Annotated in this window: 18 protein-coding genes, 2 tRNA genes and 1 pseudogene; 16 read left to right on the top strand and 5 right to left on the bottom strand. The window is 59.7% G+C overall.

What is annotated here, in order from left to right:
* Positions 1-180: 180 nt before the first annotated feature.
* Positions 181-270, bottom strand: a tRNA-Ser gene (locus ABD815_RS01450).
* 214 nt (positions 271-484) lie between these two features.
* Between ABD815_RS01450 and ABD815_RS01445 the strand changes: the two genes are divergently transcribed.
* The 7 genes from ABD815_RS01445 (at position 485) to ABD815_RS01415 (ending at position 6,928) form a co-directional block, all read left to right on the top strand.
* Positions 485-1,354 carry an SPOR domain-containing protein gene (locus ABD815_RS01445; RefSeq protein WP_344842434.1) on the top strand — a complete coding sequence of 290 codons (870 nt, stop codon included), beginning with the start codon at positions 485-487 and terminating at the stop codon, positions 1,352-1,354.
* A gap of 67 nt (positions 1,355-1,421) precedes the next feature.
* Positions 1,422-2,585: a D-alanyl-D-alanine carboxypeptidase family protein gene (locus ABD815_RS01440; protein WP_344842431.1), complete on the top strand. Its 1,164-nt coding sequence runs from the start codon at positions 1,422-1,424 to the stop codon at positions 2,583-2,585.
* 5 nt (positions 2,586-2,590) lie between these two features.
* On the top strand, positions 2,591-3,199 hold the full coding sequence (tmk, locus tag ABD815_RS01435) for a dTMP kinase (RefSeq protein ID WP_344842428.1): 609 nt from the start codon (positions 2,591-2,593) through the stop codon (positions 3,197-3,199).
* Positions 3,196-4,341 (top strand): DNA polymerase III subunit delta', encoded by a 1,146-nt coding sequence (locus tag ABD815_RS01430; protein WP_344842425.1) that lies wholly within the window; start codon positions 3,196-3,198, stop codon positions 4,339-4,341. Before tmk ends, ABD815_RS01430 begins: the two co-directional genes overlap by 4 nt.
* Before the next feature lie 58 nt (positions 4,342-4,399).
* Positions 4,400-5,191, top strand: coding sequence for a TatD family hydrolase (locus tag ABD815_RS01425; protein ID WP_344842422.1), 792 nt, complete (start codon positions 4,400-4,402; stop codon positions 5,189-5,191).
* On the top strand, positions 5,188-5,985 hold the full coding sequence (locus ABD815_RS01420; RefSeq protein WP_344842420.1) for an MBL fold metallo-hydrolase: 798 nt from the start codon (positions 5,188-5,190) through the stop codon (positions 5,983-5,985). Before ABD815_RS01425 ends, ABD815_RS01420 begins: the two co-directional genes overlap by 4 nt.
* Positions 5,986-5,989: 4 nt before the next feature.
* Entirely contained in the window at positions 5,990-6,928 is a 939-nt protein-coding gene (locus tag ABD815_RS01415) for an AEC family transporter (RefSeq protein ID WP_344842418.1), read from the top strand.
* A 24-nt stretch (positions 6,929-6,952) separates the two neighbouring features.
* Here ABD815_RS01415 and ABD815_RS01410 read toward each other — a convergent pair whose 3' ends face one another.
* A complete protein-coding gene (locus ABD815_RS01410; protein ID WP_344842416.1) occupies positions 6,953-9,160 on the bottom strand; it encodes a Hint domain-containing protein in 2,208 nt (735 codons plus the stop codon).
* Positions 9,161-9,469: 309 nt separating this feature from the next.
* Positions 9,470-9,556 (bottom strand) — tRNA-Leu (locus tag ABD815_RS01405).
* Positions 9,557-9,848: 292 nt separating this feature from the next.
* Between ABD815_RS01405 and lipB the strand changes: the two genes are divergently transcribed.
* From lipB to ABD815_RS01375, 6 genes are all read left to right on the top strand, one after another.
* Positions 9,849-10,502, top strand: a complete 654-nt coding sequence (lipB, locus tag ABD815_RS01400; protein ID WP_344842415.1) for a lipoyl(octanoyl) transferase LipB — start codon at positions 9,849-9,851, stop codon at positions 10,500-10,502.
* A 107-nt stretch (positions 10,503-10,609) separates the two neighbouring features.
* Positions 10,610-11,011 carry a c-type cytochrome gene (locus tag ABD815_RS01395; protein ID WP_344842413.1) on the top strand — a complete coding sequence of 134 codons (402 nt, stop codon included), beginning with the start codon at positions 10,610-10,612 and terminating at the stop codon, positions 11,009-11,011.
* Between the two features lie 287 nt (positions 11,012-11,298).
* Positions 11,299-12,957: a cytochrome c oxidase subunit I gene (locus ABD815_RS01390; RefSeq protein WP_344842409.1), complete on the top strand. Its 1,659-nt coding sequence runs from the start codon at positions 11,299-11,301 to the stop codon at positions 12,955-12,957.
* A gap of 142 nt (positions 12,958-13,099) precedes the next feature.
* Complete coding sequence (locus tag ABD815_RS01385) at positions 13,100-14,305, top strand: serine hydrolase domain-containing protein (RefSeq protein ID WP_344842406.1); 1,206 nt, start codon at positions 13,100-13,102, stop codon at positions 14,303-14,305.
* Between the two features lie 58 nt (positions 14,306-14,363).
* A complete protein-coding gene (locus tag ABD815_RS01380; protein WP_344842404.1) occupies positions 14,364-14,798 on the top strand; it encodes a bleomycin resistance protein in 435 nt (144 codons plus the stop codon).
* Between the two features lie 48 nt (positions 14,799-14,846).
* On the top strand, positions 14,847-15,383 hold the full coding sequence (locus ABD815_RS01375) for a DUF2244 domain-containing protein (protein WP_344842401.1): 537 nt from the start codon (positions 14,847-14,849) through the stop codon (positions 15,381-15,383).
* 102 nt (positions 15,384-15,485) lie between these two features.
* Here ABD815_RS01375 and ABD815_RS01370 read toward each other — a convergent pair whose 3' ends face one another.
* A complete protein-coding gene (locus tag ABD815_RS01370; RefSeq protein WP_344842399.1) occupies positions 15,486-15,944 on the bottom strand; it encodes a GatB/YqeY domain-containing protein in 459 nt (152 codons plus the stop codon).
* Positions 15,945-16,143: 199 nt separating this feature from the next.
* On the opposite strand from ABD815_RS01370, the gene carA reads away from it, so the two are divergent.
* Both carA and ABD815_RS01360 read left to right on the top strand, forming a co-directional pair.
* Positions 16,144-17,313, top strand: coding sequence for a glutamine-hydrolyzing carbamoyl-phosphate synthase small subunit (gene carA / locus ABD815_RS01365; RefSeq protein ID WP_344842396.1), 1,170 nt, complete (start codon positions 16,144-16,146; stop codon positions 17,311-17,313).
* Between the two features lie 62 nt (positions 17,314-17,375).
* Positions 17,376-19,040 (top strand): annotated as a pseudogene (locus ABD815_RS01360) (glycosyltransferase); the annotation flags it as partial.
* A 564-nt stretch (positions 19,041-19,604) separates the two neighbouring features.
* Here the strand turns inward: ABD815_RS01360 and ABD815_RS01355 are convergent.
* Positions 19,605-20,249 carry a GntR family transcriptional regulator gene (locus tag ABD815_RS01355; protein WP_344842393.1) on the bottom strand — a complete coding sequence of 215 codons (645 nt, stop codon included), beginning with the start codon at positions 20,247-20,249 and terminating at the stop codon, positions 19,605-19,607.
* A 110-nt stretch (positions 20,250-20,359) separates the two neighbouring features.
* Here ABD815_RS01355 and ABD815_RS01350 point away from each other — a divergent pair, with 110 nt between their 5' ends.
* Positions 20,360-21,010, top strand: coding sequence for a pyrimidine 5'-nucleotidase (locus tag ABD815_RS01350; RefSeq protein ID WP_344842390.1), 651 nt, complete (start codon positions 20,360-20,362; stop codon positions 21,008-21,010).
* Positions 21,011-21,067: the final 57 nt, after the last annotated feature.

The following is a 21,067-nucleotide window of genomic DNA, read 5'->3' as shown; positions in this document are numbered from 1 at the left end:
TTCTCGACGAGCTTCTTTGTTAGCTTCCCGCTCAGCGCCGCCATGTTTCATACCAGCAACCGAACGCAGACCAGAAATAGCGGGCAAAATCCAACCAAACCCGCACTTGCCGCAAACCTAAGAAATAAAATGAAAAAGGCCGCCAAAGGCGACCCATTCAAACCGACCAAAACTGTATGGTGGCGGAGGAGGTGGGATTCGAACCCACGGTACGCTTTCACGCACGTCGGTTTTCAAGACCGGTGCATTCGACCACTCTGCCACTCCTCCGCAGATCAGGGACAATTAGCCTGACATTTCCGATTCTAAAAGACCCCTATGCGTGCCGATTTTCGCGCACAGTTTCAGGCGGGGCTTTCCAGCCTGCAGCCTAGCCGTTAGACTGCGCGCAAGAAGCCGGAGAAATCAAACCGGCAAGAGAGCAGAAAAACGGCACAAGCCACCGGAACGACAGCGTCGAAACCGGTCCAAGGGGCACAAAGGCATGACACAAAAGACATGGCGTTTGACGGGCACCGCAGCGCTCCTGATGGTAACAACCATCGGTTTGAGCGGCTGTGAGGAAGGCCAGAGTTTTAAAGATGCGTTCGCAAAAAAACCAACCACAGAGGGATCCAACACGGGTCCGTCGGCCGCGGGTGGTGTGATCGAAAAAGACGTCGAGGCACCGGATGTGTTTCAGGTCACCGACCGCGGCCTCTGGGACGGACGCCCGTCACTCGGCGGGGTCTGGATTGCGCATTCCGATGTTTCCGACCCCGAGCGGGTCATCATCCGCAATGAAGCCAACGGTCAATCGGTGATCGGAGCGCTGTTCAAACGCGAAACCACCGCACCCGGTCCCGCCCTTCAGGTATCGTCGGACACTGCAGAAGCGCTCGGGATGCTCGCGGGCGCGCCCGTTGAACTTTCTGTCACCGCCCTGCGTCGTGAGGAAGTTGCGATCGCGCCCGCCCCTGCCCCGATGGAGACAGAAACGCTTGATGCGCCCGAGGCGATTGAAACAGCGCCGTTGGATCCGATAGCCGATGCTGCCGCGACGCTCGACGCGATCGAGGCCGGAACGCCGACAGCACCGATGCCAAAACCGGCCGCCCCAGCGCCCGTGACAACATCAACGCTAAGCAAACCCTATCTGCAAATCGGGATTTTCTCGGTTGAGGCCAACGCGCGCCGCACCGTTGAAATGCTCGCCTCCCAAGGCGTAACCGCCGAAGTCAAATCCGGAAACTCGAACGGCAAGTCGTTTTGGCGCGTCGTCGTGGGACCGGCAAGCACCGCAGGCGCGCGCGCCGATCTTCTCGCAAAAGTGAAGGCCACGGGCTTCACGGATGCCTACGCGGTGACGCACTAATGGATGGCGGGGCGATCTAGCCGCCCTGCCCTAACCCGCTGACCCAATGCGAAAGGACAGCCCCCAGATGCGCCTCATCGCCGTCCTCATTTCCTTCACACTCGCCCTTGCCCACCCTGCAAGCGCGTTTGACACCAATGCCCGTGCGGCCTGGGTCTATGACCTCGGAACCGACACGGTTTTGATGTCGAAAGAAGCAGACATCCCCCTGCCGCCGGCATCTATGTCCAAACTCATGACGCTCAACATGCTGTTTGAGGCCCTGCGGGATGGACGTGTGACGCTCGACACACGGTTTCCGGTCTCCACCCGATCCAAACAAATGGGCGGCTCGACTATGTTCCTCAACGAAACCGACCGCCCGACGGTCGAGGAACTGATCCAGGGCATTATTGTGCTCTCCGGAAACGACGCCTGTGTGGCTGTGGCCGAAGGGTTGGGGGGGACCGAAGACAACTTTGCCCGCCTGATGAACGACCGCGCTCGCGCACTGGGAATGAACAATTCTACCTTCGCCAATGCATCCGGGTGGCCAAACCCAAATCACCGGATGTCGATGCAAGATCTGGGCGTATTGGCCGTTCGCCTGATCGAGGAATTCCCCGAATACTACGGATATTTCGGGCAGTTGGAGTTTCCCTACGACGGACGCGCACCCCAGAACCGGTTTAACCGCAACCCGTTGCTGAAACTCGGAATTGGCGCCGATGGCCTGAAAACCGGCCACACACAGGAAGCCGGGTATGGCCTCGTCGGGTCCGCCACACAGGGCACCCGCCGCATCGTCTTTGTGATCTCCGGCCTGACATCGGAGGCCGAGCGCGCACAGGAAGCCGAACGCATTGTCGGCTGGGCCTTCCGTCAGTTCGCGGAAACAACCATTGGTGAAGTCGGACAGGAATTTGCCCGTGCGCCGGTCTGGATGGGCGACGAAACCGAAATTGGCCTCGTCGCCAACGAACCGATCTCTGTCCTTCTTCCCGGCACCCAGCTCGGACAAATCGATGCGACGGTAGTATACACGAGCCCACTCGAAGCGCCGATCACGCAGGGCGACGTGATCGCCGAACTCGTTGTCGAACGCGATGATCTACCCGCCGCGCGCCTGCCATTGGTCGCAGACCGTTCGGTCAAACGGGGCGGCATCGCACCGCGGCTTCGTTCGGCATTTGTGGTTCTGAAAGACCGGATTTCAGGCGACGGTTCGGACCCTGCAGCTGTTACCCAGTGACCGGCATGTTCATCTCCTTCGAGGGCATTGACGGCTCCGGAAAGTCGACGCAGGCGCGCCTGCTCGCAGAGGCTTTGGTCGCGCGCGGCATGGACGTCATCCACACCCGCGAACCGGGCGGCTCCACGGGCGCCGAGGAAATTCGCAAACTCGTTCTGGAGGGAGATCCCGACCGCTGGTCTGCGGAAACGGAAATCCTCCTCTTCACGGCTGCGCGCCGCGACCATTTGGAAAAAACCATCCGCCCTGCATTGGACGCCGGAAAGGTCGTGATCTGCGACCGGTTTGCGGATTCCACGCGGGTGTTTCAGGGCGCAACACGCGGCGATTTGCGCGCCAAGGTTGACCGCCTCCACGACGAGATGATCGGTATTGAACCCGACCTGACCCTCCTGTTCGACATGGATCCGAAGGTCGGACTGGCCCGCGCAAAAGGGCGTCAGACCGTGGAAGAACGGTTCGAGGATTTCGGCGCGGATTTTCAGGCCCGCTGTCGCGCAGCCTTTCTAAACCTCGCCCGCGCCAACGCGCGCTTTCAGATCATCGACGCCGGCAGAGCGATGGATATTGTTGCCGCTGACGTGATCGAAATCGTAACCCGGCACCTACCATGAGCACCGTTATCGGCGAAATGGACGAGGTTCCTCAGGCCGATTGTGCCCCGGGTGCCCCGCATCCGCGCCACACGCCCCAACTGTTCGGTCATAGTGAAGCAGAGGCCGAGTTTCTCGACGCATACAACTCCGGTCGAATGCACCATGCGTGGCTCATCACAGGGCCGCGCGGCGTGGGCAAAGCAACGCTGGCGTGGCGTCTGGCGCGTTTCCTTTTGACCCAACCGCTGCCCCAAACCGGGGGCATGTTTGAAGAAGCCGCCCCCATCGCGGCGTCGCTTGATGTCGACACTGAAACCCCTGCGGTTCGGCGCGCGGCGAGCCTGAGCGAGCCTCGTCTGAAGCTCGTCCGGCGCGCATGGGACAAAAAGGCCAAACGCCTCAAGACCCAGCTAACCGTCGAAGAAGTGCGCGAACTCAACGGTTTCTTCCATTTCTCGGCAACCGAGGGCGGCTACCGCGTGGTCATTGTGGACGCCAGCGACGAGATGAACACGAACGCGGCCAACGCGCTCCTGAAGACTTTGGAAGAACCACCCGCGCATGCCGTATTGCTGCTGATCGCGCACCAACCTTCGCGCCTTTTGCCCACCATTCGCTCACGTTGCCGGACGCTTCGGCTCGGTCCGCTTGAGGCCAGCGATCTTGCACATGCTCTTGACGCGACAGGGGTCGATGTCGCAGAGCGGACGGACGCTTTGGCCGAACTCTCGGCCGGGTCGGTAGGGGATGCGATCAGATTGACGAACCTTGACGGCATGGACACCTATCGCGACCTCGTCGCGCTCTTCGAGACGATGCCCCGTCTCGACCGTCCTAGCGCGCTCAAACTCGCCGAGAGCTGTGTGGGTGCGGCCAATGCCGAACGCTTCGATCTGGTGATCGGGCTCATGGACCGTTTCCTGACCCGTCTGGCCCGCACCGGTGCCGGACGCCCCCCCATCGTCGAGGCGGCAAAGGGCGAGGCAGCCCTGATGGCACGGCTTGCCCCCGACGGGACTGCAGCGCGCGATTGGGCGGCACTTCAGGCCAGTCTTTCCGCGCGCGCACGCCATGCGCGGGGTGTGAACCTTGACCCCGCCGCGCTGATCCTTGATATGGTATTCAAGATCAACGACACGGCCGCCCGCGTTACTGCCTGAGCCCGCCATCCTGCTCTGGCCTACGCGAGTGCCCAATCCAAACCGCCGAGCAGTCTGAATGTCCACGACTCCCCGCCTGACCGATAGCCATTGTCATCTGGATTTCCCTGATTTTGACAATGAACGGGCAGATATCATTTCGCGCGCACGTGAAACCGGCGTGCACCGGATGGTCACCATTTGCACGCGCCTGCGCCTCGCCGGACAGGTCCGCGCCATCGCAGACGCCCACAAAGGCGTTTTCTGGGCCGCAGGCACGCACCCGATGTCCGCCGCCGACGAACCGCTGGCAAGCGTGGAAGAATTGGTCGCCCTCGCAGAGCATCCCAAATTCGTCGGCATCGGTGAAACCGGTCTCGATTACCATTACACCGCCGAAAGCAAGGCCGTGCAGCAGGACAGCCTGCGCATCCACATCGAAGCCGCGCGCCAAACCGCCCTGCCCCTCATCATCCATGCCCGCGACGCCGACGACGATATGGCGCGCATTCTTAGCGAAGAACACCGTGCCGGTGCCTATAGCTGCGTCATGCATTGCTTTTCATCCTCGCGCGCCCTTGCACAGGCCGCATTGGACCTCGGGTTCTATTTGTCGATGTCCGGCATCACGGCTTTTCCGAAATCGGGCGAGTTGCGCGACATTTTCCGCGACGCACCGCGTGACCGTCTATTGGTGGAAACCGACAGTCCCTATCTTTCGCCCCCGCCCTATCGCGGCAAACGTAACGAACCCTCCTATGTCGCGAAGACGGCTGAAAAGGCCGCCGAGACATTCGACATGGATTTTGCCGAATTTGCCGCCCTGACCGAGGCGAATTTCGACCGGCTGTTTACGAAAGCAAAGCCGTGAGCACGCGCCTCACCATATTGGGCTGTGGCTCTTCGGGCGGCGTGCCGCGTATCGGGGGGCTTTGGGGGAATTGCGATCCCGACAACCCGAAGAACGCCCGCCGCCGCTGTTCTGTCCTGATCGAAAAAACCGGCCCCGAAGGCACGACCACGGTTCTCGTGGACACCTCACCGGATCTGCGCGCACAGCTGATTGATGCGGGGGTCACACGACTGGACGCGGTGTTTTACACCCACGCCCATGCCGACCATGTCCACGGTATAGATGACATCCGCCAAATCGTCTTTCTGATGCGCGAACGGATCAAAGTCTACGCCGACGCCGCGACCGAAGATGCGCTCGTCTCCCGCTTTGGCTATGCCTTTGTTCAACCTGCGGATTCCGAATACCCACCCATTCTCGACCTTCAGGCCATCGATGGCCCTATGCGCGTGAACGGACCCGGTGGCGAGATCACTCTGACGCCTATTCCTGTGCGTCACGGGCGTATCCATGCACTGGGTTTCCGTGTCGGCGATCTGGCCTATATCCCCGATGTGGATTTAATCCCCGAGGAAAGCTGGCCCCTGCTCGATAATCTGGATTGCTTCATCATCGATGCGCTGCGCTACGCGCCCCATCCGAGCCACGCGCATCTCGAATTGACCCTAGAATGGATCGCACGTGCAAAACCCGAACGCGCGGTTCTCACCAACATGCACATCGACCTCGACTACGCGCGCGTCGAGAGTGAAACCCCGCACCACGTCACCCCGGCCTTCGACGGCATGGTGATCGACGTCGCGGGGGCATAGGACCGTGCAACTTCTGTTCGACGTCATTGCACCCGTCTTTCTGGTTATCGGCTTTGGCTACCTCCTTACGTGGCGCGGATGGGTCGATGACACGCTAATCGATGCAGTGATGAAGTTTGCGCAAAACGTTGCTGTGCCAACGCTCCTGTTTGCAGGGATCGCACGTCTCGATCTGGGAGACGCCTTTCGCGCGCCCCTGTTGTTAAGCTTTTATGCAGGCGCACTGGCAGGCGGGGCCTTCGGCTTTATCGGCGCGCGCTATGTTTTCAAACGCTCGCTGACAGATGCGATTGCTGTAGGGTTTATCGGGTTGTTTTCGAATTCGCTCCTTCTCGGCATCCCTATCACCGAACGCGCCTATGGCACGCCCGCGCTTGCGTGGAACTACGCGATCATCTCGATCCACGCGCCCCTGCTCTATGGTCTCGGCATTACGGCAATGGAGACGGCAAAGGCCAAAGGCATGGGCCTATCCCCGCTCGGCCTGTTTCGCCAGATCGGGCGTTCGGTGTTCCGCAATCCCCTGATCCTCGGCATCGTTTTGGGCTGGACCGTGAACATCACAGGGATCCAACTCCCTGACCCGGTCTGGGATGCGGTGTTCATGATGAACAGTGCGGCAATTCCCGCCGCGCTCTTTGGTTTGGGCGGCGTTTTGTTGCGCTACAAACCCGAAGGCGACATGCGGTTGATCGGTTGGGCGGTCGCGGCCTCGCTGATCGTGCATCCGATTGTCGCCTATGGGCTCGGTCACTTCGCTTTCAATCTTGAAACGGGGCCGCTGCGCTCGGCAACGCTGACCGCGTCGATGGCACCGGGTGTGAATGCCTATCTCTTCGCCAATATGTATGGCACGGCAAAACGCGTCGCGGCTTCTTCCGTATTGATCGGGACCGCGGCGTCGATTGTCACCACATGGTGTTGGTTGGCCATTCTGCCTTAGGCGCGTGGTGCCGGTCTGGTCAGCTCAAACACATAATTCGCGCGCAACGCGGCGCGCGGCGTCGGCACGAAGGTATGGAACGGCAGAACGCCCGTAGATCTGCGACACGTTCCCGCCCGAAAGAATGGCGTCTAGCGCAGGGAACAGGCTGAAAAGTTCGGCCCGCGCCGCGTCATCAAAACCGTTGAGCGCAAATCGCCCCGGATAGAGGCTTTCGCTGGGCACGCCATTGGCAAAGACGACGGCATGACGCGGCAGGAGAAGATGGTGATAGGTCACGCCCCGTTTGCCCCGCGCAATCCGCACCGCGCCACTGCCATGACGCGCGAGATGGACTGCACGCAGAAACCGGCCCGCGCCCGTGGCATCGTCGTCAACATAAAGCGCATGTTGGGCCGAGAGGACGAGGTCACCGCGATTTCCGATTGCGCCATCGCGGATTAAAACCGGCGCCAATTCCGGACGCGCCGCCAATTGCCCTGCCGTCACGTGCCGTTGACCATGCCACAGGATCTCCATGCTGTGACCGTCCGCCACCACCACCCTGTCACCGGGGCGCAAATCCTGAACAAGCCGCGCGCCGGATGGTGTTTCGATCCGCGTTCCTGATGCGAAACAGGGAACACCCATCGCATAAAGCTCCGAAGCGTGGTCGACCTGCGTCGGGGCAACCCCGATGAGCGTTATGCTCTCGCCATTGGGGAATGTCAGAACCGCGTTGCCGGCCCCGTCGTCGGACACCACGACATCGGCGCCGGACACAAGGTTGCCTTGTGCGTCGCGAAGGTTACTGACGTCGAGCTGGTCGTTGGTGAACCCGTCGGCATCCGTGTCCCCCATATCGAAGTCGGTGATGGTGTCGTGACCATCGCCATCGCTGAAGTAAATCGTGTCGTTACCGCCACCCGTGGTGATCGTATCATTGCCCGTCCCACCGCTGATGTCCTCACCCGCATCGGAACCGATGAACGTATCATCACCGCCAGCGAGGTCATATGAGGCCGTTTTGGTTTGGCTCGAGACATCAAACCAGTCGGTACTTTCGGTGCCGGAAAAAATTTCGACGGTATTGATGGTGCCGATGGCCCCGGAGTTGCCATAGGCGTAGGTATACGCCTCCGTCCCGGTAGCCGTGAGGGTGACGCCACTGCCCGGGGTGAACTCGCGAAAATCGACTGTGTCATTTCCCGCGTCACCAAAGACATTCGTCGTGTCATCGGTTTCGTAGATGATAAACGTGTCGTCGCCTTCGCCGCCGTGCAGGTTGTCGTCACCTGTGCCGCCGAGAAGCGTATCATCGCCGCCTTCACCGTAAACCTGGTCATTGCCAGACCCGCCATCGGCCCAGTCGTTGTCGTCGCCGGCATAAATCTGGTCGGTGCCCGCGTCACCTTGAATAGTGTCTGCGCCAGCGCGACCGTAGATTTCGTCGTCACCGTCTTCGCCGTACATCCGGTCGTCGCCCGTGCCACCGTCGACATAATCCTCCCCGCCGCCGGCATAGATGATGTCATCGCCGCCTTCGCCGTAGAGAGTGTCATCATATGTGTATGCAGATCCAACAATGTCATCGATGTAATCGACGCCGTCGCCACCATAAACGGTGTCGCCCTCGGCCTGCGTCGCACCGCCCGTGCCGTAGATGATCGTGTCATGACCGTCGCCTGCGTGGATGGTGTCCGCGCCCGCGCCACTATTGACGGTGTCATCACCCGCGCCCGTGTCAAACACGTCCGCATTCGCGCCGCCGGTATAAACATTGCCGTCATCGACATCGAAGGTCGGATCCGAAAAAGTGGAATAGTCGGGCGACTCTCCGGTCGCTTCGGGATCGCCAACGGACACCACTTCATACGTTGTGCCGGGGACGACTTCCGGATCCGAAACGACACCGAGCAACACACCGTCGACTTCGATCACATAGAGTCTGACCGTATTGCCCGCCCCATCGGTGAGGACAATCATTTCCTCGATGTAGATATTACCCGAGGCAATCAGGCAGCCCGCCGAGTCATGAGCCGTTCCGGTCTGGGTGCTGTCAGATCCGACTTCGGGGTTGGAATGATCGGAATCGAACACCGTGTCGTCATCATCAATACTGAGATCGAAATAGTCGGTGTCATTGTCATAGGTGGGATCAAGGCGCACTGCATCGCCCGCCACCACGGTCGGGGATCCGGATGTCGTCCAAAAGGAGGTCGCCAGATAGCCTCTGAGATTGATAGTCGCCATGTCCCTTGCCCCACGCAAATCTTTCGAGTGAGTGAAAACTAGGGAAAATTCACCAAAACAACGTGAAGCCAGCAATCAAAGTGCAAAAAATTTTTGTTATTTTTTAAATGCTTACGATGCGAATTTGACTCAAAACTTCAGCCGACGGAGCCGTCGAAAGGGTGCGCGATTTCAAACACATGATGCCCACGGGGCAAATTGATCACATGACGCGCACGACCAAATCATGCGCAAAAGAGGTGTCTTGGGGATCTTAAATGCAGAACGCCCCGCCTGACAAACAGGCGGGGCGTTTCTTTAACCGAGCCATGGTGCGGTCGAGAAGACTCGAACTTCCACGGGAGTTACCCCACAGCGACCTCAACGCTGCGCGTCTACCAATTCCGCCACGACCGCATGCCTTGGCTCGGGTAGGCGGTTCTCTAAGGGAAGACGAAGGAGCCTGCAAGAGGGTTTTTACAGGTTTTTGGTAAACCCGCCCAAGGCCAGGTTTTTGGACGCGGGCAAGGCGACAATTCGCCCCCGACAGGCCATCACAGAAAGCTGCCCATTCTGGACAACCAGCCTCCTCTCGTGCCATGTCGGATGCGCTGCGCGAAACACGCAAGGCACGCAAGGCACGCAGAGCGCGCGAGGTCTCACACGCGCCAACTTACGAGAGGCGGGGCGATTTCCCCGATGGAGCAGAATGGTAGAATGGCGTGTGGCCGAAGGGCTCACTGATTACGACGACGCCGTGGCCTTTATGGAGGCGCGCGTGGAGGCCATTTCGAAAGGCGAAGCCGATGAGATGATCTGGCTCGTCGAACACCCCCCGCTCTACACCGCTGGCACCTCGGCCAATATCGAGGACCTCGTCGATCCGGACCGCTTTCCCGTCTACCAAAGCAAACGCGGTGGCCAATATACCTACCATGGCCCTGGTCAACGGGTGGCCTATGCGATGCTCAATGTGGGCAATCGCGGACATGATGTGCGCAAATTCGTGGCCGATATGGAGGCATGGGTGATCGCGGCCCTTGCGGAATTCAACGTCACCGGTGAAATCCGTGACGGGCGCGTCGGTGTCTGGGTGGTGCGTGACGACAAACCCGTGACCGCGCTTGGCACCCCACCCGAAGACAAAATCGCAGCGATCGGCCTGCGGATCCGCAAATGGATTTCCTTCCATGGCCTGTCCATCAACGTTGACCCCGATCTGGGCCACTTTGATGGCATCGTGCCCTGCGGCATTCGCGAACACGGGGTCACTTCGCTCGTCGATCTGGGACTGCCGGTTTCCATGGCCGATGTCGACGTCGCCCTGAAACGGGGTTTCGGTGAGGTGTTCGGGGATGCTTAGGGGGCCAGAGCCGCCGTTAACCCCCTGCGACAATCCACACCTGTTTCCGCCACAAAAATCCGCTATGTTCTGCGCAAATCGATAAAGTCACTCTGGGAGACACCAAAATGAAGCTTTTCGCACTTTCCGCTGCCGCCCTAATCGCTGCGACCGGCGCCTTTGCCGGTGATGCCGGCGCTGGCGAAGGCGATTTCAGGAAATGCAAATCATGCCACACGCTCGCAAATGGCGATGACGTGATCATCAAAGGCGGCAAAACCGGCCCCAACCTTTTTGGCGTCATCGGTCGTCAGGCGGGCACTGTCGAGGGGTTTAAATACGGCGCCGATCTCGTCGCTGCAGGTGAAGCCGGGCTGATCTGGGACGAAGAACTCCTGGCCACCTATATGGCTGATCCGAAGAAATTCCTGTCTGAGCAACTGGGATCCGCTGCAAAATCCAAAATGACCTTTAAAATGAAGGGTGGCGAAGACGTTGCTGCCTATCTCGCGTCGCTCAGCGCCGAGTAATCCAAACGGCCCATGGCCGCATTGACGTGACACGCGCCGCCTCCCCTAGGAGTGCGGCGCGTTTTCTTTGACCGCCATAGTCGAACCCGTCGCACAGCCTACACCCAAAGATACCGGCACGCGCGCCATTCAACCCCATGCGGCAATTTTTCTATCGCCGAGGCGTGTTGACACATTGCCTCACTGCCCGCGACACTCTAAGACCTATGCCAATTCCGTCATACGACTCCCCATCAAAGGGGGCGACGGGAAACGCAACGACCACGCACGATAATCGGGAGGACCGCATGGCAGACGCAGCCATTCACGGCCACGAGCACGAAGACAACCGCGGCTTCTTTACCCGTTGGTTCATGTCGACCAACCACAAGGATATCGGTATCCTTTATCTGTTCACGGCTGCCGCCGTGGGCTTCATTTCTGTTTGTTTCACCGTCTTCATGCGCCTCGAGCTCATGGAACCAGGTGTTCAATACATGTGCCTCGAAGGTCTTTTGGCCAATCCATGCACGCCCAATGGCCACCTCTGGAACGTTATGATCACCTACCACGGTGTTTTGATGATGTTCTTCGTGGTGATCCCCGCCCTGTTCGGCGGCTTTGGCAACTACTTCATGCCTCTGCAAATCGGCGCGCCGGACATGGCCTTTCCGCGACTGAACAACCTGTCCTACTGGCTCTTCGTGACCGGTGTGGCACTGGGTGTGGCCTCCATGCTCTCGCCCGGGGGGAACAGTCAGCTCGGGTCCGGTGTCGGCTGGGTTCTCTACCCGCCTCTATCGACCTCAGAGGGTGGATATTCGATGGATCTCGCGATTTTCGCGGTGCACGTCTCTGGTGCGTCCTCGATCCTCGGCGCGATCAACATGATCACCACATTCCTGAACATGCGCGCACCGGGCATGACGATCTTCAAAGTGCCTCTGTTTGCATGGTCGATCTTTGTGACCGCATGGTTGATCCTTCTGGCTCTGCCGGTTCTGGCGGGCGCAATCACCATGCTGCTCACCGACCGTAACTTCGGCACCTCCTTCTTCCAGCCGGGCGGCGGCGGTGATCCGATCCTGTATCAGCACATCCTGTGGTTCTTCGGCCACCCGGAAGTGTACATCGTGGTTCTCCCCGGCTTCGGGATCGTCTCGCACGTGATCGCCACCTTCTCCAGAAAGCCTGTTTTTGGCTACCTGCCGATGGTTTGGGCGCTCATCGCGATTGGCGGCCTCGGGTTCGTCGTCTGGGCACACCACATGTACACCGTCGGTATGTCGCTTTCGCAGCAGACCTACTTCATGCTCGCCACCATGGTTATCGCCGTTCCAACGGGTGTGAAAATCTTCTCGTGGATCGCGACCATGTGGTCCGGTTCGGTCGAGTTCAAGACACCGATGCTCTTCGCATTCGGCTTCCTGATCCTCTTCACCATCGGCGGCGTGACAGGCATCATTCTGTCGCAGGCCGGTGTCGACCGCGCCTATCACGACACCTACTACGTCGTTGCGCACTTCCACTACACGATGTCCATGGGGGCAGCCTTCACCATCTTCGCCGGTGTCTACTACTGGATCGGCAAGATGTCGGGTCGCCAATACCCTGAATGGGCCGGCAAGCTGCACTTCTGGATGTTCTTCATCGGTGTGAACATCACGTTCTTCCCGCAGCACTTCCTCGGTCGCCAAGGTATGCCGCGTCGTTACATCGACTATCCGGAAGCCTTCGCGTACTGGAACTACATCTCCAGCTGGGGTGCCTTGCTTTCCTTCGCATCGTTCCTCCTGTTCATCGGGATCGTGTTCTACACCATCTTCGCGGGCAAACGCGTCACCGAGAACAACTACTGGAACGAATATGCCGATACGCTGGAGTGGACACTTCCCTCCCCGCCGCCGGAGCACACTTTTGAAACGCTCCCCAAGCAAAGCGATTGGGACAAAGGTCACGCGCACTAACGCGGTCCTCGTTACCTGAAATTGAAAAGGCCCCGCTCCACCGCGGGGCCTTTTTCGTATCTGCGGGCCCCGAAAACGACGACCGTGGTAGACATCGCGCCGCCTAAACCCCACCTTCAAAGTGACACTTTCGGGAGGCGACGTGCGATACATCAAATTCATAATCGCCATTCTCCTCGGCGCACTCGCGATCGGCTACGCTAGCTATGTCGCTCTGCGCCCGCCGGCAAACTTCGAAGACCGCATCGCCTTCATTCAAACCCTCGCCGACAAAGGCGTGGCGCGCGGCTCGTGGCCGGGGATCATGTGGGCGGTTGTGCGCGACGGTGAAATTGCGGTGACCGGCGCGGCGGGGTTTGCAGATATCGCAACATCTCGCCCGATGACATCCACCACCACGATGCCCATTGGATCGATAACCAAAGTCATCACCGGCCTCTCAGCCGCGCAGGCGATCCACGACGGCAATCTCGACCTTGATCGTCCGCTCGATCAAACGCTTTCCATTGCGATCGACTGGCCCGATGACCACCCCTGCACCCTACGCCACCTCGTCACCCATACCTGCGGCATCCTCGACACCGATGAAGGCTATGACGACGCGGGCTACCACTATGGGTCAACCACCCATCCCGACACGCTTAGCGAATTCCTCACGCGCTACTTGGCCGCATCGGGTGATCTCTATGATGCAGAAGCCAATTTTTCCGACAACGCACCGGGAACGCACTACGCCTATTCGAATGTGGGCGCGGGCCTGACCGGACAGACTATCTCGGATGCGACGGGCGAACCCTTTGCGACCTATAGCATGCGCATGGTGGCCAACCCATTGGGTCTGAGCGGGTTCTGGGGCCACACGCTACCGGTGCCCGAAAATGGCGCGACGCTCTACACCCGTGACGATGCGGGGGATTTCGTGGCACTGCCGCCCTACGGCCTTGCCACATGGCCCGACGGGCAATTCAACGCCTCTGTGCACGACCTCGCGCGGCTCCTGAGCGCGATTATCAACCGCGGCGCATTGGATGGGCGACAGGCGATCGACCCGAAGGTTGTTGACCTGCTGACAACGCCACTCATCGAAGGCATCGACGGGATGTCCGCAGCCGACGATAAAATCGGCATCTTTTGGAGCTATGAAACACTCGACTTCGGCCTTTTCTCGTTCAAAGGCGAAGGCCACAACGGCGGCGACCCCGGGGTGATCACTTTGATGTACCGCATTCCTGACACCAAGGACGGCTTTGTCGTCATGCTCAACGGAGAGCCCGATGGGCAAATCGGTTTGCTTCATGCGGTGCGTCTCCTCCATGCCATTAGCACCATTCCCCCATCCAACCCGTAGTCTTAGGCCACCCAACAGGCCCGCGTTCGAGGCGACGTTAGACGAAGAGGACTACTCCATGCGCCCTGCCCTCATTCCCGAATTCGCGGTCACCGACTGGCGCGCGTCGCGGGCCTTTTACTGCGACCTGATCGGGTTCTCGGTTGACTATGAACGTCCGGAGGACGGGTTTTCCATGCTTCAGTTGGGCTCGGCCCGTCTGATGATCGACCAAATCGGGGTTGGGCGAACCTTTGGCGACGGACATCTGCCCGATGCCTACCCATTCGGGCGCGGCCTCAATGTTCAGATCGAAGTGCCCGATGTCGACGTGATCCTTGCACGTCTCGAATCTGCAGGGCGCGACCTCTACCTCCCGCTTGAGGACCGCTGGTATCGCAACGATGAAACGGAACTCGGCAATCGTCAGTTTGTTGTCGCCGACCCTGACGGGTATCTGCTGCGACTGTTTCAACACATCGGCGTGCGACCCGCTGACGCTTGGACACCATGACCGCGCGCCCTACACTATGCGCAAACAACAACGGCTCTCAAATCGCTGATGCCCTACCGCTGGACACCTGATCCCACCCTTGCACGCGAAAGCCACGCAACCCCCGCGGGCAAGCCGCTCTGCCGCCTAGACCTCTGGCCGCACCGCTCTCTGCCCTCCAAAGGGTTCTCTGCCGCGATTTGGGTGATGTTCGTGGGCGGAATGATCCCTCTGATCCCCTTCATCGGCACTGTGGCTTTCTGGGTGCTTCTCGCTTTCATAATGGTGGTGCTTGCGGCGCTCTGGACGGCCCTGCGCCGCTCGGACCGCGATTTGCTACGCGAGGCCTTGGTCATTACCCCCCAGCAGATCGACCTCACGCATTGGTCGGCAAAGGGCGCGCAATTCACATGGGAGGCCAATCCCTATTGGGTCCGCCTGACGCTCCATCGTGATGCAAAGATTGAAAATTATCTCACGCTAAAAGGCAGCGGAGATCACAACAAACGAGAGGTCGAACTCGGTGCCTTTCTTAGTCCTGAAGAGCGCAAAAAGCTGCACGGCGAGTTGGCACGAATCCTCGCACAGATGCGCGGCGCGGCCTGACGAGCGGTTCGCCATTCGCGTCGTTTCTTGTCTCGGCAAATAAATGGCCCGCACGGGTTAAGGTGCGGGCCACAAATCGGTTCGATGTCTCGGGTCTGCGCCCTAGGCCAGTTTTTCTTTCACAATTGGCCCGATGGCACCAAAATCCATTTGTCCGGTGTATTTTGATTTAAGCACGCCCATTACCTTACCCATGTCGCGAATACTCTGCGCACCGGTTTCGGAAATAGCCGCTTGGACGGCTTTACTGGCTTCGTCTTCCGAAAGCTGGCGTGGCAGATACTCTTCGATCACGACGATTTCGCCGCGCTCTTTCTCCGCCAGTTCAACGCGCCCGCCCTCTTCAAAGGCTTTGGCGCTTTCGAGCCGTTGCTTGACCATTTTGCCAAGAATACCAAGTACTTCGGCATCCGTAACCGCCGTTTCTTCGCCATCGACACGCGAGGCGATTTCGCGGTCCTTGATGGCTGCATTGATGAGGCGAAGTGTCGACAGTTTTTCGACGTCTTTGTCTTTCATCGCCTGCTTGAGTGCAGTGTTGATGCGAGTTCGCATGTCCATGGGGTTGTGGTCCCGTCTGATTGTAACGAAAGGACAACATACCGAAACACACCCGTGACCTCAACCTTTCGTTTTCTGACTAAGTAGCTGAATTTATGTGATAAATCTTATCTACCCCGAAAAGCCTCCGAACCCTTGACCTCACTTGGCTGCGCCTTTAGTTTCCAGCGAATTTTGCCCCCATCAGGAGAGTCGCGCCATGACGTCCGGTTCCGCACGCCAAAAGCCCACCGCTTGCCTCGTTCTGGCAGATGGCACAATTTTCTACGGCATGGGGTTCGGAGCCACGGGCGTGACTGTGGCCGAGCTTTGCTTCAACACAGCCATGACAGGCTATCAGGAAATCATGACCGACCCCTCCTACGCAGGTCAGGTCGTCACCTTCACATTCCCCCACATCGGCAATACCGGAACAAACACCGAAGACGATGAAACCGCCGATCCGGTTGCCGCCGGCATGGTGGTGAAATGGGACCCGACGGAACCGTCCAACTGGCGCACACAGGAAAACCTCGGCCCGTGGCTCGCCAAGCGCGGCCGCATTGGCATGGGAGGCGTGGACACGCGTCGTCTCACCCGCGCGATCCGCCAACAAGGCGCGCCCCATGTCGCCATGTCCCATGATCCTGACGGAAATTTCGATATCGAAGCCCTCGTCAAACAGGCGCGCGAGTTTTCCGGTCTGGTCGGGCTCGACCTTGCCAAAGATGTGTCCTGCACGCAGTCCTACACTTGGAACGAAATGCGGTGGGCATGGCCGGATGGTTTCCCGCGGCGCGAAGGCAAGGGTCACAAAGTGGTGGCCATCGACTTTGGCGCCAAACGCAACATTCTGCGCTGCCTCGCCTCCGCAGGCTGCGATGTGACGGTTCTTCCGGCCAGCGCGACTGCCCAAGAGGTGCTCGCCCATAACCCAGACGGCGTCTTCCTCTCCAACGGTCCTGGCGACCCTGCCGCGACAGGCACCTACGCTGTGCCGATGATCAAAGGCGTGCTGGAACAGGATCTTCCCGTATTCGGTATCTGCCTTGGACACCAGATGCTCGCCCTTGCTCTCGGGGCGCAGACGATCAAGATGAACCACGGCCACCATGGCGCCAACCATCCTGTCAAAGACCTCGACACCGGTAAGGTTGAAATCACATCGATGAACCACGGCTTTACTGTGGACAGTCAGACCCTGCCCAAAGGTGTCAAGGAAACCCATGTTTCCCTCTTCGACGGGTCCAACTGTGGCATCGCGGTTGAGGGGAAACCGGTGTTCTCGGTTCAATACCACCCCGAAGCGTCCCCGGGTCCGATGGACAGCTACTACCTCTTTGAACGCTTTGCCGCCGCCATGGACGAACGCGCCAAGACCAACGCATAAATCTGCGCCTTACGACGTCATCAATCAGTTCTGCTTAACGGGCCATTAACCCTGATCGCCTCATGTTCACCATGAGGGCGCAGGCATTTGGCGCGTCGCCCGGCAGCAGGGAACGCTCGGCGATGTCTTTCGAACGAAACAGAATCTTTTCGGAATCGAAACTCCATACACAACCACCCGGTCGGCAAACCCGCCGCAAACCCGTGGGCCAGATACTCGTGGAACGGGGGGAATTGCGCCCCGAAGACCTGATCCGCGCCACAGCCATGCGCCAACGCGAGGACGCGCGCATCGGGGACATTTTTCTCGCCCACGACATGGTCACAGAAAGCGCGCTATATCAGGCACTTGCCGACCAATACGCCGCCAGCGTCGCCGATCTGACACGCTTTCCCCCTGATGTGCGATTGATTGATCGACTGGGTGCGGGTGAGGCGCTGCGCCTTGGACTTTTACCGTGGCGACAAACCGGCGGCGCGGTCGTGATTGCGTCATGTCGACCCGAACAGTTCGAACTGCACCGTGCGCGCCTATCGCGCCTGTTCGGACCTGTGCGCATGGCAATTGTGCCCGAAACCGCCCTGCACGCCGCCCTCCTGTCAAAACGTCACCGCCATTTGGCCCAATCGGGCGAAACACGCGTGGCCGCGCATGAAAGCTGCCGCGCCATGGATGTGCGTGCCTTGTCGCGAAACATGTCTTTCGTCGGCATTTTCTTTCTCGGTCTCCTCTTAAATATGCCGGATATCGCGTTGATAATTCTCGGTGTTTGGGCGGTTATAACCCTCGTTGCGACGACCGCACTAAAAGCGGCCGCCATCGTGGCCCAAACCCGCTACGAGAGCCATCGCAGGCGCACCTTTGCCAGTCGGCGCAAAACCACATCGCTCCTTCCGACCGTGTCAATCATGGTCCCGCTGTTCAAAGAACGCGAAATCGCGGGACGGTTGGTGGACCGGTTATCGCGCCTGAGTTACCCGCGTGAATTGCTCGATATCCTGCTCGTCGTCGAGGAAGATGATACCGTGACGCAGGCTGCTCTTTCGCAAACCAACCTGCCCCGCTGGATTCGCCAGATCGTGGTCCCGCGCGGCACCGTCAAAACCAAACCTCGCGCGCTCAATATCGCGCTCGATTTCTGTCGCGGCTCGATCATTGGCATTTATGACGCCGAAGATGCCCCCGACCCCGATCAGATCCACAAAGTTGCCGCCCATTTTGCCGCCGCCCCGCCGGAGGTCGCCTGTGTGCAGGGAACGCTCGATTTTTACAACACAGGCACAAACTGGCTGTCGCGGTGTTTCACCGTCGAATATGCGGCGTGGTTTCGTGTCATCCTGCGCGGATACCAACGGTTGGGTCTCGTGGTGCCTCTCGGGGGCACGACCCTTTTCATGCGCCGCAGTGCGATTGAGGAACTGGGCGGCTGGGACGCGCATAATGTGACCGAAGATGCCGACCTCGGCCTTCGCCTCGCGCGCCACGGGTATCGCACGGAACTCATCGACACAGTCACCTATGAGGAAGCGAATTGCCGGTTCTGGCCATGGGTCAAACAGAGGTCACGCTGGATCAAGGGCTATGCAATGACATGGGCCGTCCACCACCGCAAACCGCGCAAACTGCTGCGCGATCTGGGATGGTGGCGGTTTATTGGCGTCAACATTCTTTTCCTTGGGTCCCTGAGCCAGATCGTCCTCGCCCCGCTTTTGTGGTCCTTTTGGGCATTCCCGCTCGGATTGCCGCACCCGTTGCGCGGCGTCCTGCCCGGCGAAGCACTGACCGCTCTTGGCATCCTGTTCATCCTGTCTGAAATCACCGCGCTTACCGCCGGCTTTCTATCGACGCGTGGTGCAAATAAACCCGGGCTCTGGGCGTGGGTTCCCACCCTCCACCTCTACTATCCGATAGCGACACTGGCCGGTGCCAAAGCGCTGTTCGAAATGGTGACCAAGCCATTTTACTGGGATAAAACGGTCCATGGCGTCCACGACACCGAGGCTGCCGACCCCAGCCGCGCACTCTTGACCGCCGCCGGTCCAAACACGCGCGCGACCCCCGAAGGCACTGACCTGGCCTATCCAACGCACGCTCAAAAACCGCTTCTGCCCCGCCAAGGGCTCGCAGAAGCGGCTGCACAATTTGACCACGCGCCCACGAACGTCCACGCACGTCGTCTGACATTCGGGCTCGCCCTGCCGCCCCATAGGCGCCAGATGAATGAAAGAGTTACGGACATTGGTGGCCGGCTTGCGCCGCTGCACATCCGCAAACGCCAAAGAGGCGCGAGCCTAGCGAACTTTCTCGGCGTCCGTCTTGAGGCGGGTGACAAAGGCGGAGGAGATATGCGCGGTCAACGCATCACGGGCAGCGGCTTCGTCGCGGGCTTCAATGGCGCTCACGATCCGGTCGTGTTCGCCAATCGCGGCAACACCCCGACCTTCGACGGCTAGGGACGTCGTCGCGAGCAGCGCCATGGAGCGATGCACGAGATCCAGTTGCTGCACCAGATACCGGTTATGGGACGCGAGGTGGATCTGTTTGTGGAACCGCCGGTTCGCACGGGCGAGCGCTTCGGGATCACCGACCAAGGCGCGATCCGCCTCCACCATCTCGCGCAACACGCGCACTTCTTCCAACGTCGCATGGCGCGCGGCCAGACGCGCGGCCAGCCCTTCGAGTTCGGTGCGAACAACGTATAGATCGGCCATCTGGTTGTGGTCCAAAGACGCCACAATGAGCGATCGCCCATCCCGCGTCAGCATGGATTGCGTTTCCAGACGCTGCAACGCTTCGCGGATCGGGGTCCGTGACACGCCAAACCGCTCGGCCAGATCGCTTTCCACGAGCCGGTCACCGGGACGGTAAACGCCCCGGTCTATCGCATCGAGAATGAGCTCGTAGGCGTCCTTTTGGCTCGCGCGCATATCGGCCATGGTTTGGTCTCCCTTTAGATTGCGCGACCATAGACAAGCGCAGGCGTCAGGATCAAGCACCGAAGCCACGCCCCTTGCGCAGCCGCACGCTCTGGCCTAGGCCTGTGCCCATGGTATCCGAACAATTCTCCCATGTCGGGACGTGGATTTTCGATCTCGACAACACGCTCTATCCACCCGAGGCGGCCCTCTTTGCCCAGATCGAAGTGCGCATGACCGATTGGGTCGCGCGCACGCTGGATGTGGATCACACAGAGGCGGACAGGCTACGCGATCTCTATTGGCGCGACTATGGCACGACCCTCTCGGGCCTCATGTCGCTGCACAATGCCGACCCGCTGCCCTACCTGACCTATGTGCACGAAATCGACTTCTCCGGATTGACCCGCGATGTGATCCTACGAGACGCCATCACTGCCCTACCCGGGCGCAAAATCGTGTATACCAACGGTTCCGAGCCCTACGCCCAGCGCGTTCTTGACGCCCGTGGGCTCAGCGATCTCTTTGACGCCGTCTATGGAATCGAACACGCAGATTTCCACCCCAAACCGAATGCCGCCGCCTATGACAGGATCCTCGACATTGACGGAAGCGACCCGAAATCGGCCGCCATGTTCGAGGATGATCCGCGCAATCTGCAGGTGCCTCACGCGCTCGGCATGAAGACGGTCCATGTTGCGCCCGAACCTATCGACCCCGTGCCTGAGCATATCCACCACCACACCGATGACCTCGCGGGGTTCCTCGCAGCGCTCACCTGATCGTGCTTGCGCGCATCTGTCGCGCGGCATGCGGCCCTAGTGACGCCTGCGCTCCCT

The sequence above is a fragment of the Celeribacter arenosi genome, assembly GCF_039539485.1.
GTDB lineage: Bacteria > Pseudomonadota > Alphaproteobacteria > Rhodobacterales > Rhodobacteraceae > Celeribacter > Celeribacter arenosi.
This window is presented reverse-complemented; position numbering and strand designations above follow the sequence as displayed.

Bases quoted from the DNA above. Each gene is read 5' to 3' on its own strand.
- ABD815_RS01445 (WP_344842434.1), top strand. From the start codon at position 485: ATGACACAAAAGACATGGCGTTTGACGGGCACCGCAGCGCTCCTGATG.
- ABD815_RS01440 (WP_344842431.1), top strand. From the start codon at position 1,422: ATGCGCCTCATCGCCGTCCTCATTTCCTTCACACTCGCCCTTGCCCAC.
- tmk (WP_344842428.1), top strand. From the start codon at position 2,591: ATGTTCATCTCCTTCGAGGGCATTGACGGCTCCGGAAAGTCGACGCAG.
- ABD815_RS01430 (WP_344842425.1), top strand. From the start codon at position 3,196: ATGAGCACCGTTATCGGCGAAATGGACGAGGTTCCTCAGGCCGATTGT.
- ABD815_RS01425 (WP_344842422.1), top strand. From the start codon at position 4,400: ATGTCCACGACTCCCCGCCTGACCGATAGCCATTGTCATCTGGATTTC.
- ABD815_RS01410 (WP_344842416.1), bottom strand. From the start codon at position 9,160: ATGGCGACTATCAATCTCAGAGGCTATCTGGCGACCTCCTTTTGGACG.
- lipB (WP_344842415.1), top strand. From the start codon at position 9,849: ATGGTAGAATGGCGTGTGGCCGAAGGGCTCACTGATTACGACGACGCC.
- ABD815_RS01395 (WP_344842413.1), top strand. From the start codon at position 10,610: ATGAAGCTTTTCGCACTTTCCGCTGCCGCCCTAATCGCTGCGACCGGC.
- ABD815_RS01390 (WP_344842409.1), top strand. From the start codon at position 11,299: ATGGCAGACGCAGCCATTCACGGCCACGAGCACGAAGACAACCGCGGC.
- ABD815_RS01380 (WP_344842404.1), top strand. From the start codon at position 14,364: ATGCGCCCTGCCCTCATTCCCGAATTCGCGGTCACCGACTGGCGCGCG.
- ABD815_RS01375 (WP_344842401.1), top strand. From the start codon at position 14,847: ATGCCCTACCGCTGGACACCTGATCCCACCCTTGCACGCGAAAGCCAC.
- ABD815_RS01370 (WP_344842399.1), bottom strand. From the start codon at position 15,944: ATGGACATGCGAACTCGCATCAACACTGCACTCAAGCAGGCGATGAAA.
- carA (WP_344842396.1), top strand. From the start codon at position 16,144: ATGACGTCCGGTTCCGCACGCCAAAAGCCCACCGCTTGCCTCGTTCTG.
- ABD815_RS01355 (WP_344842393.1), bottom strand. From the start codon at position 20,249: ATGGCCGATATGCGCGCGAGCCAAAAGGACGCCTACGAGCTCATTCTC.
- ABD815_RS01350 (WP_344842390.1), top strand. From the start codon at position 20,360: ATGGTATCCGAACAATTCTCCCATGTCGGGACGTGGATTTTCGATCTC.